This window comes from Mycobacterium sp. SP-6446 (assembly GCF_001954045.1).
Classification (GTDB): domain Bacteria; phylum Actinomycetota; class Actinomycetes; order Mycobacteriales; family Mycobacteriaceae; genus Mycobacterium.
Genome location: NZ_MBEM01000091.1, coordinates 12,585 through 29,440 on the forward strand (window position 1 = coordinate 12,585; position 16,856 = coordinate 29,440).

At 67.0% G+C, this 16,856-nt stretch carries 16 protein-coding genes; 7 read left to right on the forward strand and 9 right to left on the reverse strand.

The features are described 5' to 3' along the window. Nucleotides 1-100 precede the first annotated feature (100 nt). Nucleotides 101-1,510 carry a 13E12 repeat family protein gene (locus A5736_RS07300; protein WP_076245367.1) on the forward strand — a complete coding sequence of 470 codons (1,410 nt, stop codon included), beginning with the start codon at nt 101-103 and terminating at the stop codon, nt 1,508-1,510. Here A5736_RS07300 and A5736_RS07305 read toward each other — a convergent pair. Further along, nucleotides 1,507-2,385 (reverse strand): SDR family NAD(P)-dependent oxidoreductase, encoded by an 879-nt coding sequence (locus tag A5736_RS07305; RefSeq protein WP_076245369.1) that lies wholly within the window; start codon nt 2,383-2,385, stop codon nt 1,507-1,509. The two genes, A5736_RS07300 and A5736_RS07305, sit on opposite strands and share 4 nt — an antisense overlap. Continuing rightward, nucleotides 2,382-2,984 (reverse strand): TetR/AcrR family transcriptional regulator, encoded by a 603-nt coding sequence (locus A5736_RS07310; protein ID WP_076116884.1) that lies wholly within the window; start codon nt 2,982-2,984, stop codon nt 2,382-2,384. The genes A5736_RS07305 and A5736_RS07310 overlap by 4 nt, the downstream gene beginning before the upstream one ends. Nucleotides 2,985-3,046: 62 nt before the next feature. On the opposite strand from A5736_RS07310, the gene A5736_RS07315 reads away from it, so the two are divergent. Together A5736_RS07315 and A5736_RS07320 are read left to right on the forward strand one after the other, a co-directional pair. Next, complete coding sequence (locus A5736_RS07315; RefSeq protein ID WP_076124208.1) at nt 3,047-4,207, forward strand: phosphotransferase family protein; 1,161 nt, start codon at nt 3,047-3,049, stop codon at nt 4,205-4,207. Further along, nucleotides 4,207-5,322: a hypothetical protein gene (locus A5736_RS07320; RefSeq protein ID WP_076245370.1), complete on the forward strand. Its 1,116-nt coding sequence runs from the start codon at nt 4,207-4,209 to the stop codon at nt 5,320-5,322. The genes A5736_RS07315 and A5736_RS07320 overlap by 1 nt, the downstream gene beginning before the upstream one ends. Before the next feature lie 58 nt (nt 5,323-5,380). Here the strand turns inward: A5736_RS07320 and A5736_RS07325 are convergent, their stop codons facing one another. After that, nucleotides 5,381-5,953, reverse strand: coding sequence for a hypothetical protein (locus A5736_RS07325; protein ID WP_175611220.1), 573 nt, complete (start codon nt 5,951-5,953; stop codon nt 5,381-5,383). 122 nt (nt 5,954-6,075) lie between these two features. Here A5736_RS07325 and A5736_RS07330 point away from each other — a divergent pair, with 122 nt between their 5' ends. Further along, nucleotides 6,076-7,425: a flavin monoamine oxidase family protein gene (locus A5736_RS07330; RefSeq protein ID WP_076245373.1), complete on the forward strand. Its 1,350-nt coding sequence runs from the start codon at nt 6,076-6,078 to the stop codon at nt 7,423-7,425. Here A5736_RS07330 and A5736_RS07335 read toward each other — a convergent pair. Continuing rightward, a complete protein-coding gene (locus A5736_RS07335) occupies nt 7,420-8,409 on the reverse strand; it encodes an alpha/beta fold hydrolase (protein WP_076245375.1) in 990 nt (329 codons plus the stop codon). The two genes, A5736_RS07330 and A5736_RS07335, sit on opposite strands and share 6 nt — an antisense overlap. Nucleotides 8,410-8,587: 178 nt before the next feature. Here A5736_RS07335 and A5736_RS07340 point away from each other — a divergent pair, with 178 nt between their 5' ends. Together A5736_RS07340 and A5736_RS07345 are read left to right on the forward strand one after the other, a co-directional pair. Further along, nucleotides 8,588-9,937 carry an NAD(P)/FAD-dependent oxidoreductase gene (locus A5736_RS07340; RefSeq protein WP_083667241.1) on the forward strand — a complete coding sequence of 450 codons (1,350 nt, stop codon included), beginning with the start codon at nt 8,588-8,590 and terminating at the stop codon, nt 9,935-9,937. 10 nt (nt 9,938-9,947) lie between these two features. Further along, nucleotides 9,948-10,289: a hypothetical protein gene (locus tag A5736_RS07345; protein WP_076245376.1), complete on the forward strand. Its 342-nt coding sequence runs from the start codon at nt 9,948-9,950 to the stop codon at nt 10,287-10,289. A gap of 37 nt (nt 10,290-10,326) precedes the next feature. On the opposite strand, the gene A5736_RS07350 is transcribed toward A5736_RS07345, so the two are convergent. The 4 genes from A5736_RS07350 to A5736_RS07365 all read right to left on the reverse strand — a co-directional run bounded on the left by A5736_RS07350 (nt 10,327) and on the right by A5736_RS07365 (nt 13,851). Then, entirely contained in the window at nt 10,327-10,785 is a 459-nt protein-coding gene (locus A5736_RS07350) for an SRPBCC family protein (RefSeq protein WP_076124212.1), read from the reverse strand. 77 nt (nt 10,786-10,862) lie between these two features. Next, nucleotides 10,863-11,267: an STAS domain-containing protein gene (locus tag A5736_RS07355; protein ID WP_076124066.1), complete on the reverse strand. Its 405-nt coding sequence runs from the start codon at nt 11,265-11,267 to the stop codon at nt 10,863-10,865. A 187-nt stretch (nt 11,268-11,454) separates the two neighbouring features. Next, complete coding sequence (locus tag A5736_RS07360; RefSeq protein WP_076245378.1) at nt 11,455-12,603, reverse strand: helix-turn-helix transcriptional regulator; 1,149 nt, start codon at nt 12,601-12,603, stop codon at nt 11,455-11,457. A gap of 54 nt (nt 12,604-12,657) precedes the next feature. Then, nucleotides 12,658-13,851, reverse strand: coding sequence for a glycosyltransferase (locus tag A5736_RS07365; RefSeq protein ID WP_076245380.1), 1,194 nt, complete (start codon nt 13,849-13,851; stop codon nt 12,658-12,660). A gap of 231 nt (nt 13,852-14,082) precedes the next feature. Between A5736_RS07365 and A5736_RS07370 the strand changes: the two genes are divergently transcribed. Beyond that, nucleotides 14,083-14,961: a chemotaxis protein CheB gene (locus tag A5736_RS07370; protein WP_076245381.1), complete on the forward strand. Its 879-nt coding sequence runs from the start codon at nt 14,083-14,085 to the stop codon at nt 14,959-14,961. Nucleotides 14,962-14,986: 25 nt separating this feature from the next. Here the strand turns inward: A5736_RS07370 and A5736_RS07375 are convergent, their stop codons facing one another. Next, nucleotides 14,987-16,828 carry a CheR family methyltransferase gene (locus A5736_RS07375; RefSeq protein ID WP_076245383.1) on the reverse strand — a complete coding sequence of 614 codons (1,842 nt, stop codon included), beginning with the start codon at nt 16,826-16,828 and terminating at the stop codon, nt 14,987-14,989. Between the last annotated feature and the right edge of the window lie 28 nt (nt 16,829-16,856).

Here is a 16,856-nt window from a genome sequence, read left to right on the forward strand (position 1 = left end):
GTAACGCCAGGTTATCCACAGTCAGCGTTTCATCCACAAAACGCGAGCTAGCTGCATGAACGTGCGTGGATTCGAACACAGGTTCGATAGAATTGCGCCCATGGGTGTCCGGATGAGCGACGAGCAGGCACGCGAGCGGATCAGCGCCGCCCTCGATGCGATCGACGCCGCCCACCTAGTGCTGCGCGAGACCCCCTCGGATCTGGTAGGGAACAACTTCCGCGTCGACGTAGCGGAACGGCTGGAAACCCAGGAGCGCGTCAACCGCGGGCTGATGTATCGCTTCTTCGGCGAGATCGCCGACCCGCCGGATGGGACCGGATTCATGCCCGCGGTGCGCGACGCGCTCTGGGCCCGGCTGCGCATCACACCGCAAGAAATCACTCGCCGCTTCAAACTGGCGGCGAGGATTCGACCGCGGCGCTCGCTTACCGGGCCGCGGCTGGCGCCCGAGTTACCGGAGTTGGCAGACGCGATCGAAGCCGGCGCGGTCGGCGAGGACCACATCCGCGCGGTATGCCGCGCGATCGACGTGCTGCCGGCCCGCGTTTCGCCCAGCGACGCGGCAGATGCCGAACGCACGTTGGTCCAACACGCGAACAAGCTCGATGCCGGCGTGATCACGAAGCTGGGGCAGCGCATCGCCGACTACCTCAATCCCGACGGCCTTTTCACCGACGCCGACCGCGCCCGCCGCCGCGGGCTGCAGCTGGGCGCGCAGGGACCCGACGGCATGTCCCGGCTGCAGGGCTGGCTCGACCCCGAGGCCCGTGCGTACTTCGAAGCCGTCGACGCGGCGGTGCGGCCCGGCCGCCATCAACCGGACGGCCCGGACAGCCCGCACGAGCCCGCCAACGATGCCGATGCGCGCGACGAGCGCACACCCGCGCAGCGCTGCCACGACGCGTTCAAGTTGGGTATGGCGACGGCGATCTCATCCGGTGGGCTCGGCCAGCACCGTGGCCATCCCGTCACGGTGATCGCTACCACCACCCTGGCCGAACTCGACCGGGCTGCACACGCGGCGTCCAACGCATCGGTCCCGATGCCCGCACCCGCGCGAACCGGCGGCGGTTCCAGGCTGCCCATGCCGGACCTGATCCGCCTGGCCACCAAAGCAATTCACTATCTGGCCGTGTTCGACGAGCACACCGGCCGGCCGCTGTATCTGGGCCGCCAAAAGCGGATCGCCACCGCCGACCAGAGGCTGATCTGCTACGCGCGCGACCGCGGCTGCACCCACCCCAACTGCCTGGAACCGGGCTATCGCTGCGAGGTTCACCACGCACCCGACTGGATGGCGGATGGCCGCACGGATGCGGACAAGCTGTTTTTCGCTTGCGGTTGCGACCACGGCAAGGCAAGCCGGGGCGAATGGCACACCGTAGTAACCGAAAACGGGCGACTTGGCTGGACGGACGGCAGCGGGCCGCCCGAAATCAATCATGCTCACCACCCCGACGAACTTCTCCGCGGCGATCCCGACCCGCCCGAGGAGGACGACGGTTAGCCGAATGTGAACGGACGGAAGCTGCCGTCCAGGACCTCGCTGTGGCCGATCGTGCGCCCGGTAACCTCGCGCGGGTCCACCAGCGCCAACTGCACTGCGGCCCGGGCGAATTCATCCGCCGGGGCGGTATCAACAAACTCGCGAGCGTAGTACGCCAGGCCCGGCGTAAGTATCGGCTTCGACGGCGCTAACGCGTTGACCGCGATGTTGTGGTCGGCAAGATCGAACGCCGCGCACTGGGTGAGGTGCTCGAGCGCCGCCTTGGACCCGCCGTAACCCGGCAGGACTCCGCCGCTGCGGTCGGCGTAGGGGCCGTCGCCGGGCATCCGGGACGCGACCGACGTGATGTTGACGATCGAGCCGCCACCCGCGTCGATCATGTCCGGGCACACCAACTGCATCAGCTCGTAGGCGGCAAAGACTGCGATCTCGAAGTGCCGCCGAAACGCGTGCAGGGGTGTGCTGACGAAACCCGGCCAGTCGGGCTTTGCGCCGGCAGATGCGGGCTTTGCGGACTGGGCCGGCGGCTTGGGGCGCCCTCGTCCCCCGGGCGGACGGCCGGGCGCGGTGAAGGCGGCGTTGTTGACCAGAATTGTGATGGGGCCCAGTGCTTCTCGTGCCGCATCCACCAACCGGGCGATGTCGTCGCGGTCGGTCAGATCGGCACGCACGGCCACCGCGTGTCCGCCGGCCGCCTCGACCTCGGCGACGGTCTCACCGATGGTTCCCGGCAACCGGTCGTCCCACACCTGCTCGGTGCGCCCGGCGACGGCCACCGCCGCGCCGTCGGCCGCGAGCGCCAGCGCGATCGCCCGGCCCAGGCCGCGGCTGCCGCCGGTGACGATCGCGGCCCGGCCCGCAAGCCGGCCCGTCATCCCGTTACCCCGTGCACGACGATCGCGGTCGTTTGATCCACCCACGCATCGTCCAGTTTTTCGTCCGGGCGTAACAGCATCCGCAGCATCGTCGCTCCCCCAATCAGCTCGATCAACCGATCCGGATCCACCTCGGAGTGCGCCTCGCCGCGGTCGACGGCCTCGCGAAGGCGCACCCGGACCGCGATGAACAGGTCGGTGAATCGCGACATCACCCTCGCGTTGAGATCGGGATCGGCCGTCATGTCGGCCACCAACCCGGGCAACGCGGCCCGCACCACCGGCGTGGTGAACACATCGCGGGTCGCCGCGATCATCATCCGGACGTCGGCGGCGATGTCACCGGCCGGGGACTCCAGCGCGGTCGGTGCCGTCGGAAAAGCCGCCTCGTGCACCAGCTCTGCCTTGCTCGACCACCGGCGATACAGCGCCGATTTCGTGGTGCCTGCGCGCTCGGCCACCGCGGCCAGGCTGAGGTTCGAATAGCCGATCTCCACAAGCAGTTCCGCGGTCGCCGACAGGATCGCCGAGTCGATGCGCGGGTCCCGGGGCCGGCCGGCGCCCGGGGCCTTGTCAAGGTAGGACGGGTCTGCTTTCATAACGCTACCTACCGTATCGTAATTGCGAGTATCAGCAGAAGTCTCGAAGAATGGAAGCACCCGTGTCGAATGAACCCGTGCTGGACAAAGTCGACCGACTTCAGCGATCCAGCCGCGACGTCACCACGCTGCCCGCGGTGATGGCGCAGTGGCTGTCGACCGTGCTGCCCGACGGGGCGAAACCCGAGGTGACGGTCGAAAGCGGCGTTGACGCCACGGGCATGTCGTCGGAAACCATCATTCTCTCTGCCCGCTGGCAACAGGACGGGCAGCCGATCGAGCAAAAACTCGTGGCGCGGGTGGCGCCCAGCGCCGAGGACGTCCAGGTCTTTCCGACCTATCGCCTGGACCACCAATTCGAAGTCATTCGCAAGGTCGGCGAACTCACCGATGTCCCGGTCCCCCGGGTGCGCTGGCTCGAGCCCACCGGAGAGGTTCTGGGCACACCCTTCTTCCTCATGGACTACGTCGACGGCGAGGTCCCACCGGACGTCATGCCCTACACCTTCGGCGGCAATTGGTTCGCCGATGCGCCCGCCGAGCGCCAGCGCGAACTGCAGGACGCCACGGTGGGCGTGCTGGCCAAGTTGCACGCAATCCCAAACGCCCAGAAGACATTTGAGTTTCTCTCTCAAGGTGGCGATACCGCCCTGCGCGGGCACTTCAATTGGGTGCGGTCCTGGTACGACTTCGCGGTGCCCGACATCGGCCGATCGCCGCTGCTGGAGCGGACTTTCGAGTGGCTCGAGGACAACTGGCCGCACGAGGTGGACGCGCGAGAGCCCGTGCTGCTGTGGGGCGACGCGCGGGTGGGCAACGTGCTGTACCGCGACTTTGCCCCGGTCGCGGTGCTGGACTGGGAAATGGTCGCGCTGGGGCCACGGGAGCTCGACGTTGCCTGGATGATATTCGCGCACATGGTGTTTCAAGAGCTCGCCGGTCTGGCGACGCTGCCGGGCCTGCCCGAGGTGATGCGTGAGGACGACGTCCGTGCCACCTATCAGCGACTCACCGGCGTCGACGTGGGCGACCTGCATTGGTTCTACGTCTACTCGGGGGTGATGTGGGCCGTCGTTTTCATGCGCACCGGCGCGCGACGCGTGCACTTCGGCGAAACCGAAAAACCCGACGACGTCGAATCGCTGTTCTATCACGCCGGATTGATGCGCCGTTTAATCGGCGAGGGTCTAATCGGTGAAGGTTTAAAGGGAGAGGATCAGTAATGCTTGGCCCGCTTGACGAGTTCCCGGTACATCAAATTCCACAACCGATCGCATGGCCGGGTTCCTCGGACCGCAACTTCTACGACCGTTCCTACTTCAACGCCCACGACCGCACCGGGGACATCTTCGTGATCAGCGGCATCGGCTACTACCCCAACCTCGGGGTCAAGGACGCGTTCTTTCTCGTCAGGCGTGGCGACACGCAGACCGCGGTGCACCTGTCCGACGCCATTGACCAGGACCGGCTCAACCAGAACGTCAACGGCTACCGGATCGAGGTGATCGAGCCGCTGCACAAACTCCGGCTGGTCCTCGACGAAACCGAAGGAATCGCAGCCGATCTCACCTGGGAAGGCCTGTTCGACGTCGTCCAGGAACAGCCGCACCTGATGCGGTCCGGCAACCGGGTGACCCTGGACGCGCAGCGCTTCGCCCAGCTCGGCTCCTGGAGCGGCCGCGTCGCCATCGACGGGCAGGAGATCGCCGTCGACTCCGCGACCTGGCTCGGCAGCCGCGATCGGTCCTGGGGCATCCGGCCGATTGGCGAACCCGAGCCGGCAGGCCGGCCCGCCGACCCGCCATTCGAGGGCATGTGGTGGCTCTACGTGCCGATGGCCTTCGACGAGTTCGCGATCGTGCTGATCATCCAGGAGGAGCCCGACGGGTTCCGTTCGCTCAACGACTGCACCCGGGTGTGGCGCGACGGCAGGGTCGAACAGCTGGGCTGGCCGCGGGTCAAGATTCACTACCGCTCCGGTACCCGCATCCCGACCGGCGCCACCATCGACGCGACCGCCCCCGACGGCACCCCTGTCCACTTCGACGTGGAGTCCAAGCTGCCGGTGCCCATCCACGTGGGCGGCGGATACGGCGGCGATTCGGACTGGCTGCACGGCATGTGGAAAGGCGAAAAGTTCGTCGAACGCCTGACGTACGACATGACCGACCCGGCGATCATCGGGCGCTCCGGCTTTGGCGTGATCGACCATGTCGGGCGTGCGCTGTGCCGCGACGGCGACGGCGAACCGGTCGAAGGCTGGGGCCTCTACGAGCACGGCGCGCTGGGCCGCCACGACCCGTCGGGCTTCAAGGACTGGTTAACGGTGGCGCCCTAGGCGTTTCGGCTAGGTCTTTCGGCTAGGTCTTTCGGCTAAGTCTTTCGGCTAAGCCCGCCTAGCTGGGCCGCTCGAAAGTTTGCAAACTGGTCCGGAAGCGTTCGGCGCCGACCGGGTTCGAGATTTCGATGACGAAGTCCGGCAGCGCGTTGGCGGTGGGTTTCCCGTCGGGACCGGCCGCGCCCGGCTCCGCATTCCACTCGATCAGGTGCACGTGAACCGCGTAGCGGCCGGGGGGCAGCGGGAGCGCCACGAAGTCACCGTCGTCCCACCCGACAGCCTCCAGCCCGCCCAAGCGCGCAGAGCCCCGGCTGACGAACAAGTACGGCTCGGAGGAGACCAGGCGATATCGCTGCTCGCGGTCGGTCAACCCGGGCCGGGTCTGACCACCCCGCACCGCGAACTGGAACGCCCCGTCGCCCCCGATGTAGATCGGCACGAACGCGCCCGCGTCGATGTGCCGCAGCAGCGCCGCATCCTCGGATACCTCGTCCTCCCAGCTTTCGAAGTCCGTGATGGCGCCGAAGCGCTCCGGTTGCCAGATCGCGAACATCCCGGCGTCCGTACGCACCGGTTCGGATAACTCCCACTCAGCAACCATGTCCGCGACCATGTCAAAAGCCAACGTCAAGTCATTTCACGGCTTTTAATGCACCTGCTCAACCGTTGTCGTCACCCCGGACGACGACCCGGAAAGACCGGGCAATCCAGAATTATGCTACGAACGCGTCAAAATGCGGTTGACTAGAGTCCGTGACCGACCCTCCCCGGATTGTCGACGTCGTCGTGGTAGGGGCTGGCTTTGCCGGGTTGACCGCGGCGCGAGAGCTGGCGCGGCAGGGTCATGATGTGCTGGTCTTCGAGGGCCGCGACCGGGTCGGCGGCCGTTCGTTCACCGGCAGCGTCGCGGGATTGCCCGCCGATCTGGGCGGCACGTTCGTCGGCCCGACCCAGGACGCGGTACTGGCGCTGGCGGCCGAGCTCGACGTCGCGACCGCGCCGACACACCACGCTGGCAAGAACGTGATCCACTGGCGCGGCTGGGCGCGTTCGTACCGCGGCACCATCCCCAAGCTCTCACTGACCGGGCTGATCGACATCGGCAGGCTGCGTTGGCAATTCGACAGAATTGCGCGCAGCATCCCGCTGGCAGCACCGTGGGACGCGCGCCGCGCCCGCGAGCTCGACGACCTCTCGCTCGGCGAGTGGCTGCGCGCGATGCGCGCCACCGCCTCGTCCCGCGACCTGCTCGCCATCATGGCGCGGGTGACGTGGGGGTGCGAACCTGACGACGTATCGATGTTGCACGCCGCCCGCTACACGCACGCCGCCGGCGGCCTGGACCGGCTGCTCGACGTCGAAAACGGTGCGCAGCAGGATCGTTTCCCGGGCGGCACCCAGCAGATCGCCGAGGCGGCGGCCGCCGAACTGGGCGACCGGGTAATGCTCAACGCGCCGGTGCGCCGGATCGAAAGACACGGTGCGGGCGTGACGGTGTCCTCCGATCGCGGCCAGACCGAGGCCGGGTTCGTCATCGTCGCCATCCCCCCGGCCCATCGCGCATCTATCGAATTCGCTCCCCCGCTGCCGCCCGAGTACACCGAGCTGGCCAAGAATTGGCCGCAGGGCCGGCTCAGCAAGGCTTACGCGGCCTACTCCACGCCGTTCTGGCGGGACGACGGCTTCTCGGGCCAGGCGCTGTCCGACAAGGGCCCGGTGTTCATCACTTTCGACGTCAGCCCGCACGCCGACGGGCCCGGCATCTTGATGGGGTTCGTCGACGCCCGCGCATTCGACTCGCTACCCACCGACCAACGCCGCCGAGATGCGTTGCGCTGCTTCGCCAGCCTGTTCGGGGAAGAGGCGCTCAAACCGCTCGACTATGTCGATCACCGTTGGGGCGCAGAGGATTTCGCACCCGGCGGCCCCACTGCGGCCGTGCCACCCGGGTCGTGGACGCGATACGGTCCGTGGTTGCGCGAGCCCGTCGGTCCCATTCACTGGGCCGGCACCGAGACCGCGGACGAGTGGACGGGGTATCTCGACGGCGCCGTCCGGTCGGGCCAGCGGGCGGCCGCGGAGATCGCCGCCCTCCTGTTATGAGCTGAGCTGTACCTCGCGGGCCGGCAGCCTGTGGGTCACGGATTCGGCCAGTGTTCGCAGCTGTCCGTTCACCTCGTGAGGGTGTTCCAGCATCGAGCAGTGTCCGCCCGGCAGCTCGACAAGTCCGACGACGTTGGGCGCGGTGCGCGCGATCCTGCGGGACTGACCGATCGGCGTCAGACGATCGCGTTCGCTGCCGATGACCAACGTCGGCACCGTCAAACCGTCCAACTCGAGGTAGCGCGAACCCAGGGCATCCACGAGCATCTTCGCGCAGCCGCCGCGCCCCGCCGGTGATGTCCGAGCGAACAGCTCGTAGATGAGCCGCGCAGCGCTCGGGTCGGCGTCCCTGCCGACCGCCAGCATCGCAACCAGGTAGCGACTCGCGAACCGGGCCGCGGTGGGCACCGGAAACCCGCCGAACGCGCCGATCAATCCGCGCGCGGCCATGACGCGGGCCTCCGAAAATCCACGCAGTTCCCTGGGGACCGACATCAGCTTCACTTCGCGCACCAGGTCCCCGGTGGTGGTGTTGATCAGCGCGACCGCGTCGGCACGCTGGCGAACCCTGTCGCGGTAGTGCGCCGACCAGGCGGCGATGGTGATGCCACCCATCGAGTGCCCCGCCAGCACCGCACGCTCGTGCGGCGCCAACGTCGCCTCCAGCACCGAATTCAGGTCGGACGCAAGGTGTTCGAGGCTATAGCCGCCGCGCCCCTTACCCTTGGGGACACCGCTGCGGCCGTGGCCGCGATGGTCGAAGGCAATCACCCGGTAGTCGGAGGCGAGGTCGGCGATCTGATATGTCCACGCGCGGATCGCGCAGGTGATCCCGTGCGTCAGAACAATCGGATAGCCGTCGGCCGGCCCGAAGACCTCCGTGTGCAGCGGGGTGCCGTCGGCCCCGCGGACCGTCAGAGTGCGGCTCGGGGGCAGTGCATCAGGCAGCCGGTGAATCGTGCTTGTCGCTTGTCGAGCACTCATCGCTGCTCCCCCCTCGAACACGGCCCCGTTGCCGCACCCTGGATGTGACCGAGTTTACGTGGAATCAACGACGGACTGGCCGGAATCGGCCAAATGCATCCCGGAAATTTCGGACGCCCGTCCAACAATCATCCAGCTTATTCCGGCCGGGTGTGAGACGCTGACCAACGTGTCCCCGATGTCGCGTCGGGAGTTTTTCGCGGCCACGACGAGCGTGGTCGGGGGGACGCTGGTGGCCGCCTGCGCGTCGGATCCCCCATCGCCACCGGACACCAGATCGGTCCTCATCGTCGGCGCGGGGATGGCGGGTTTATCCGCCGCACGCAGCCTCGCCGACGCGGGGTGGCCGGTGCGCCTGATCGAAGCCCGCGATCGCATCGGCGGCAGGGTGTACACCAACCGCGATTGGGGCGCTCCGCTCGAGATGGGCGCGTCCTGGATCCACGGCACGACGAACAACCCGCTGACGGACCTGGCACGGCGGGCGCAAGCACGGCATGTTCCGACCGACTATCACGGGTGGACGAAGCTCGCGGTCGACCCGCGGCTGCCGTCGCTGGACTACCACCCACGGCGCTGGCGCACGTTCGTCGACCAGGCCCGCGACGACGTCGACGGCGGCAGTCTCGGCGCCGCGGTCCACGCCGCTGCCACCGACGCCGAACTTTCCGAGTCCGACCGCGCCCAGTTGGCATTTTTCGTCGCCACCGAGATCGAGGACGAGTACGCGGCCGGCGCGGATCAGCTGTCCGCCAAGGCATTTGACAAGGGCGATTACTGCGGCGGCGACCAGGACGTGATCACAACCGGCTACGACGCCCTGCCGCGGCTCCTGGCCGAGGGGCTGCAGATCGTGCTGAATAGCCCGGTAACCGCGATCGCGCGACGAGACAGGTCCGTCGTGGTGCGCACGAAAGACCGCTCCTTCGAGGGACCCGCCGCGATCGTGACGGTTCCGCTCGGTGTGCTGAAATCCGGTGCCATCGCCTTCGATCCGCCCCTTCCGGACGGACACGCCCACGCGATTGACGCGCTCGGCTTCGGCGTGCTGTCCAAGAGCTACTTCCGCTTCAGCCGGCGCACCTGGGACGCGGAGAACGCCTTCTACCTGTACCTCGGACACGAGCCCGGCGCGTGGTCGCAATGGTTCACCTTGCCGGGCACCTCGGGTCCGATTGTGTTGGCGTTCAACGCCGGTGACCGCGGCCGCGCGGTGGAGTCGTCCTCCCCGAGGGATCTCATGGCCGGCGCGCTGCCCATTGCGCGGCAGCTGTTCGGCGACGACATCGCGCCCGTCGAGGTCGCGACGTCGACGTGGACCACCGATCCCTACGCCCGCGGCGCCTATTCATTCCACGCACCCGGCTCCGGCCTCGACGACCGGCGGCAGCTGCAGCAGCCGATCGACGACCGGCTCTATCTTGCGGGCGAGGCCGTCGGCGTCGACAATCCGGCGACCGTGACCGGCGCCGTGCTCAGCGGCCGCTACGCCGCCGGCCAATTGATGCGTCGGGTAAGGGTCGGGTAAAGGTGGAAACGTGACGGCTCCGAAGGGGCGTTCTACGGCCGACGTCGTGGCGACTGTGATCATGTTGACGGTCGCGGCAACGACGGCGTCGCTTTCCCTACTTATCTCGTTCTTTTTCGCAATGGCGACCGACGCGTGTGGAGACAACTGCAACACCGCGGCGCTCGATTGGGTCTACCCCGTGACGTGGGGTGGTATCGCGATCGGCGCGATAGTCGCGATCGCGGGCGTCGCCGTCGCGGCCAACCGCGGCCGGGTCATGTGGGTATGGCCGACGATCGCCGTGGCGCTGATCGTCGTCACCTTCGTCATCGGAGGGGAGTTAGCCGACTCGGTCAACCCGCATCACTAATGGCCGAGTCGGCGAGTGCCACAGCAGAATTCGCGGGCTAACGCTCCAGGGCCCTCGCGCAGGCGTTGAGGATCGCAAGGAAGCTGGAACGCAGCAGCCGAAGGCTGATCGCCTCGAGCACCTTGCCGCCGGCCACCGCCGGATGGGTGTAGTTGGTCAGCCAGTCGACGTCAGTGCCGCCACCCGAAGACGTGCCCGAAGACGCGCCCGAAGGCGTGAACGTCAGGGTCCCGCCCTCGTGGTCGAACGGCGGGAAGGACCGGACGATGAGGTAGGAGTAGCTGTGCGGCCGATCGTAGGCCGTGATTTCTTCGCGAAACCACGTGCCAAGCCCGACCACCTCGCGCACCGCACCCGCGCCGGGCGCCGCGGAGTCCTTCGCGTAACCGGCCTTGAGGACCAGCGGAGCGGCCGCCAGGTTGGCCGGGTCGGCCAACCAGTCGAAGACCTGGTCCACCGGCGCGGCGATCGTCCGCTCCAAATGAATCTCGACCATGACCACATGCTAGACGCCATTCGACCCGTGCTGGCGAGGGGGTCTGGCGTAAAGCTTTGCTTACGAGGGTTTTTCGTTCAAGTGTGCTGCGATTCTTCGACGAGCTGCAGGGCTTCGGGAACCGAATCGACGAGAGGCAAGCCGTGGTCGGCCACGACTCGGGTGAGCCGACGCAGCGTCGGACCGCCGACCATGTCGCACCGCAACCTGGCTTCTTGGTTTTCGTGATTGAGGATGATCAGCGCGCGAAGGCCGGCTACATCGAGAAACTCGAGGAGACGCAAATCAAGGATCAGAGGAACGTCCGGCCGCTCAATGCGGCGGATCGCCCGGGATACCAAGTCCGCGTTCGACGCGTCGATTTCGCCGCCGACGCGTACGACCGTCGCCGGGCCCCGCTCTTGAACACACAGTTGTGCCCCGGCACAGTCGATCAGCTCTGGTCTGTGGAGATCCGGTGCGGAGAAGACAAAGGCAGCCATGTGATTGCGCCCATCTAGGGTGGTGACGATAGCCCCGGGTGAACGGGGGCTGTGGACTCAACCTGAGGTAAAGCGTACGCCCGCAGCCGCACCGAGCGATGCCGAACCAGGCCGCGCAATTCGACGGCCGGGTGCGAACACCCTGCCGCACAGGCTATTCCGGGTTTGTTCGGCCTGCCCGAGCAGCCTAGGAGCCTTCGTTTCCTGGCTCGGGTCCGCTGATCCGCTTCGTTTTTCGGCTTGCAGTCAGCTCATTGTTGAGTGTCGTATGTGGGCTCTGGCCATAGGTCTGCCGATAGAGCACCGCGAACCGGCCCGTGTGGGCAAAACCCCATCGCTGCGCAACCTCGGTAACGGTGGTCCCAGAACGGTCGCCGTTCATCAAGTCCTGGTGCGCGCGATGCAGCCGAACGCGACGCAGATACTCCGTCGGGGTGGTGTCGAGCCGCTGCCGGAAGAGGTATTGCACCGCTCGGGGCGTCAGATGGACGGCGGCCGCCACATCGCCGACGCCGACGTCACCGGCGGCGTGGCGATGGATGAATTTCACCGCGTCTTTCAGCGTTTCCGGCACCGCGGGGTCACTCAGCAGATCCTGCTGCAGGGTGACGTTCGACGGGTAGCATTCGAGCAGCGCCGTGGCCAGTAGGGGCGCCGCCCCCCCGGCGATCAACGGTTGGTGCACGGTATCCGACGAAGCAAGGGTGGCTATCACGTAATCCAGCGCTCGATGCCACGCGCGCACGGCGGCGCCCGAGCGTGGGCGCGAGCTGAGGAAGCGAATGTGCTGCGGTACCGGAGCAAGGCGGTCGGCGGCGACCTTGCGCAGCGCGTCGGCGCCGACGGTGACAACGTCGAAGCGGGCGCCGTTCACGTGCACCACGCAGGACATGCCGTGGGCTATCAGCAGCGGAGAGTCCGCGATCGGCAGTGGACCACCCGTCACCGACAAAGATCCCGCGCGGGGCTGGATCACGAGAACGGAGTCGGCGAGTGGAATCTTGCACGCCATCCGACCCTTAATCATCACCTCGTCGAAAGTCAGTTCAGCCGCTTCGCACCGCCGATGGGCGACGGTCGAACCCCGAGCGAGGCCCGTAATCAGCCAACCGGGTTTGTAGGCGTCGGCGAAGAATCGAGTCGCCGCAACGGGATCGCCGGTGCGGAATTGCTCGTACCTGACGGCAGCCGGGGCGTGCATGGCGCCGGGATCCGCGTCATGGGCGAGGGCCGGACCGGCATGATCTGCGTTGTGCAGGTCGACGTGAACCGCGCTGAACTCACCGGCTGAGCCCGGGACGGGGCCGGAGGCTACGTTTTCGGTGATGCTCGTCATTGTATGGCTCGGCATCGGGCCTAACAAAGACTACTCCGCGCAGCGCCCATCGCGTCACCGAACGGCTGTCGGCTGCAACGATCGGGTCGGCGACTGTTTGGAACCGAGCTGCCGGTATATGTTCAGCGCGTCGAGCGCGACCCGGTCCCAGGTGAAGCGCGACAATACTCTGCAGCGACCCGCCGCACCCATACTCTGGCACCGAAACTCTTGTGCCAAAAGGCTTCTCAACGTCGCAGCCAAGTCGTTGGGGTGGTCCAACATCAACCCGGTTACTGAATCAACGACCACGTCGGCCAGGACACCGACCGGCAAGGCGACCACCGCCACCCCGCTGGCCATGGCCGCTAACGCGGGCGCTGCCCGCGGTGGCTGCCGAGGTGTGCACGCGAGAACATCGGCGGATCGCACCATCATCGATAGCTCGGCACCGGACACGGTACCGACGAAGCGCACCCGGTCGGCCACGCCCAATTCTGCGGCAAGACGTTTCAGACCGTTGCGCGCCTTGGTGTGGGTACGGTCGGTGACACGGTCGGTGATATCTGTCTCCGCGACGACAAGCTCGGTATCCGGAACCCTTGGCATCGCGCCAATCGCGATGTCGAAGCCGTTGCCCGGCAACGGGTTCGGCGCCATACATAGGACACGATGCAGGGTGGTGCGGCCCAGCACCGGACCCACCGAGGTGTACTGCTCGACGTCGACGCCGCTCGTCAGGACGGACACCCGCGCCCGACCATGCCGCACCCTGGCCAGCGCGGAGACGTCGGCGCTGCTCTCGACGGTCACCCAGTTCGCATTGCGCGCCAAGAGCGGCTCGATACGTTCGCGCTCGGTGACCCGAGCTACCTTGCGCTTGCCCCCGGCGGATTGCGGACACGACACCAGGGGCCCGAACGTCTGAACGGTCGGTAGGTTTTGTCGCCGTGCGGCCAGCTGAGCCGCCAGCCCGCCCAGCCATCCGTACGCGTGCACGATGTCCGGTCGATCCGCGGACCACAGCCGCTCGAGTGTGGCCGCCCACTCACCGACGAATGGCAATAGGGCGGCATCTTTGCCCACGCTCGCGGGGCCCACCCTCAGCCCGACGGCCCGATAGCCCCAATCGGCGCCGACTTCTCCCGTGGGTCGATCCGCTTGCCGAAGGTAGGCCGTGGCGTGCTCCCCCTGGGCCGCAAGCGCGGTACACAGCCGCCTCGTGTCGTCACCGATGAAGTCGTCGCCTCCGACGATCGCGATCTTCACCGCAGACTCCCTTCCGGGCTCGGGGATCCCTTCGGGCGCCGTTGACCCGCCAACACACGCGCAATAAATCCGTACCCAGCACCCGCTGTCGACGAAACTCGGCGTCCCTGGTGCTTCGTCTGTTGTCCCGCACGCTTCGGATTGTGGATACAACGCAGGCTGGAAAAGGGGCCGAAGGGGCGCTTCGCCGCCGGGACTGCTGTAGACCGCTAATGGGTGGACACTGGATAGATGGCGACCCAAGCCACGGCTGTTGAGCTGGTGGTTCTGCTGGCCTCAGCTGGCGGCCTGGATGCGTTGTCCGTGGTGCTCCATGATCTGCCGCCCGAGTTTCCCGCCGCGGTCGTCGTGCAACAGCATCTCGGCGGGTCTGCCAGTGTGCTGCCCACGATCCTGGCCAGGTCAACCGAGCATCGGGTGGACTGGGCGTCCGACGGCGAGCCGCTCGAACCGGGGCAGGTGATCGTGTGCCCGCCGGAAATGCACATGGAGCTGGAGGCCGACGGTTCCTGCCGCCTGCACAAAGTGCGGGAGCGCGGCGACCGGCCCTTCGACGCGCTGCTGACCTCGGTGGCCCGCTCGTATGGTGCGCGGGGGTTAGCCGTGGTGTTGTCGGGCTCCGGCCGCGACGGGGCGGAGGGCACGGCGGCGATGAAGCGAGTCGGCGCCATCGTGATCGCGCAGAGCCCCGACACCGCCGACTACCCCTCGATGCCGATGGCCGCGGCTGAAGCCGGCGCCGACCTGGTGCTACCGATCCATGAGATCGGTGCAGTCCTGGCCGACGTCGTCGGAGGCGCACCGCTGCCCCGGCGAGGTGGCTCGGGTAGCGGCTCCGACAGGGTCGACCACGCTGCCGAAACGAGTCAAGAGAGCGACCCGACGCCCAGCAGCGAGACACGCCAGACCCCCAACAGCGCGGCCGCCCGCGCCGAAACCGCCCGGCTGCGTGCGATGGAACTCCGGCGCAGACGCGAGGAGCTGTCCGCCGGCGTCGGCCCCAGCGCGGAGACTGTGGCCATCGCGCGACGCAGGGCCCAAGAGTCGTTGCGCCGCGCACAACTGGCGCACCAGGCCGCCTCACGCGCGGCGGCGGAGTGGGGGCGCTGACGCGGGCACTGACGGTCCCGCGCGGCTACCCCACAACCTCCATCAGTAGCAGCGCCCCGCCGACGTCTCCCCCGGCTGATCGAAATGGCGTGCAGGTGACGCGTACTTGCGCGGGGCGGCCGCGCCGGTTGATCGCGTCCACCACCGTCTGGCTGGAGGTATCGGAGTCGACAAACGCGTTGCCGATCAGCGGACGCACCGTGTCGATGGGCAAGCCGATGTCCAGCCCTGTCAATTTCGACCCCGTCGTCTCGTCGGCGCGCAGACCCCAGAGGTCCTCGCACCCGCGGTTCCACACGACCACCCTCATTTCCCGGTCCACCACGACCATTCCCAGCTGGACGGAGTTGATCAGCGAATCCAGGAAGTTCTTGGCGTCGTCGAGTTCCACGCTGCGTTCGCGCAGCGTTTCGTTGATGGTGTGCAGTTCGTCGTTCGTGGACTGCAACTCCTCGTTCATCGTCTCGAGTTCTTCGTTGGTGGACTGCAATTCCTCGTTGGTGGTCTCGAGCTCCTCGACGGTGGACTGCAATTCCTCGTTGGTCGTCTCGAGCTCCTCGTTGGTGGATTGCAGCTCTTCGTAGGCCGCCTCGAGCTGGCGGTTGGTCTGCACGACCTTGTCCAGCAGCGCGCGCGTCGCGGTGACGTCGAAGAACACGATGGAAACCCCGAGCAGGCCGTTTTCGGCGTCGACGAGCGGGTTGATATGGATCTCGAACCACACCGTTTCGGCGCCTGGCCGTTGCCATTTGACGTCGGGGATCCGCGCCGAACGCCGCTCCACCTTGGCCTGCTCCAGGTAGGCCCGCAGCTCGACCGGACGATACGACACTTCCAGGTCGCGCAGCAGCCGGCCGATGTCCCGAGCCGACAGGCCGAAGATGCTCTCCGCCTGCTGGTTGATCATCGCCACGGTGTCTTCGCCGGTGACCACGATCTGCGCAACCGGGCTGGCCCGAAACGCCAAGTCGCGCACCGTGGTCAGGCCCGGTAGCTCGCCGTGCCGGTCGTAGAATGCCGCGGCCGGATCGTAGCGTTCTAGCCCGTTGTGGGTCCCCGCTGCCTTGCGAAAGATCCGGTTCTTCAGGTCCAGCGGGGTAAACCGGTCACCGTGGCTCAGCAGCATCTCGGCGTGGCCGAGAAAGAGCGTGCCCTGTGGTCCCAGCGCAAAATGTAGGCGCCCCAAGACGTTTCGTTGTGTCTCCGCATTGAGGTACATCAGGGTATTACGGCATACCAGCAAGTCGACGCGGGAGATCGGCGCGTCCTTGACGAGGTCGTTGCGACCGAATATCACCGCGCGGCGCAAATCTTTGTGAAATATGTAGCGGCCGTTGAGCTGCTCGAAATAGCGCGCCAACAGATCCTGCGGCACCGACTCGACGGCCCTGGAGTCGTAGGAGGCAGTGCGCGCCTCGGCGAGCGCCTCCTCGTCGATGTCCGTGGCGTAGATCTTGACCCGCTGCCGGAACGCGTCGGGACCCAGCGCTTCCGCCAGTAGCATCGCCAACGTGTAGGCCTCCTGCCCGGACGCGCATCCCGCGCTCCACACCCGAATCGGGTCGTCGGGGCCGCGCTCGGCCATCATCCGCGGGATGACCTCGGCGCTGATGAATTCCCACGCCTCCGGATCCCGGAAGAACGCGGTGACGTTGATGAGGATGGTGTTGAACAGCGAGGCGAATTCGTCCGAGCTGGCCTGCAAAACGTCGAGGTATTCCTCGAACGAGGTGTATCCGGCCTGATCCATCCGGTGACGGACGCGCCGCATCAGCGAGGTCCGCTTGTAGCCGGTGAAGTCGAAGCCGCGGGAATCGCGCATGTAGCGCAACAAGGCCTCGAAGGCTTCGTCAGTGGTGCCGTCCATTCGGTCCCGTTTCGAAGAGAGCGTCTGC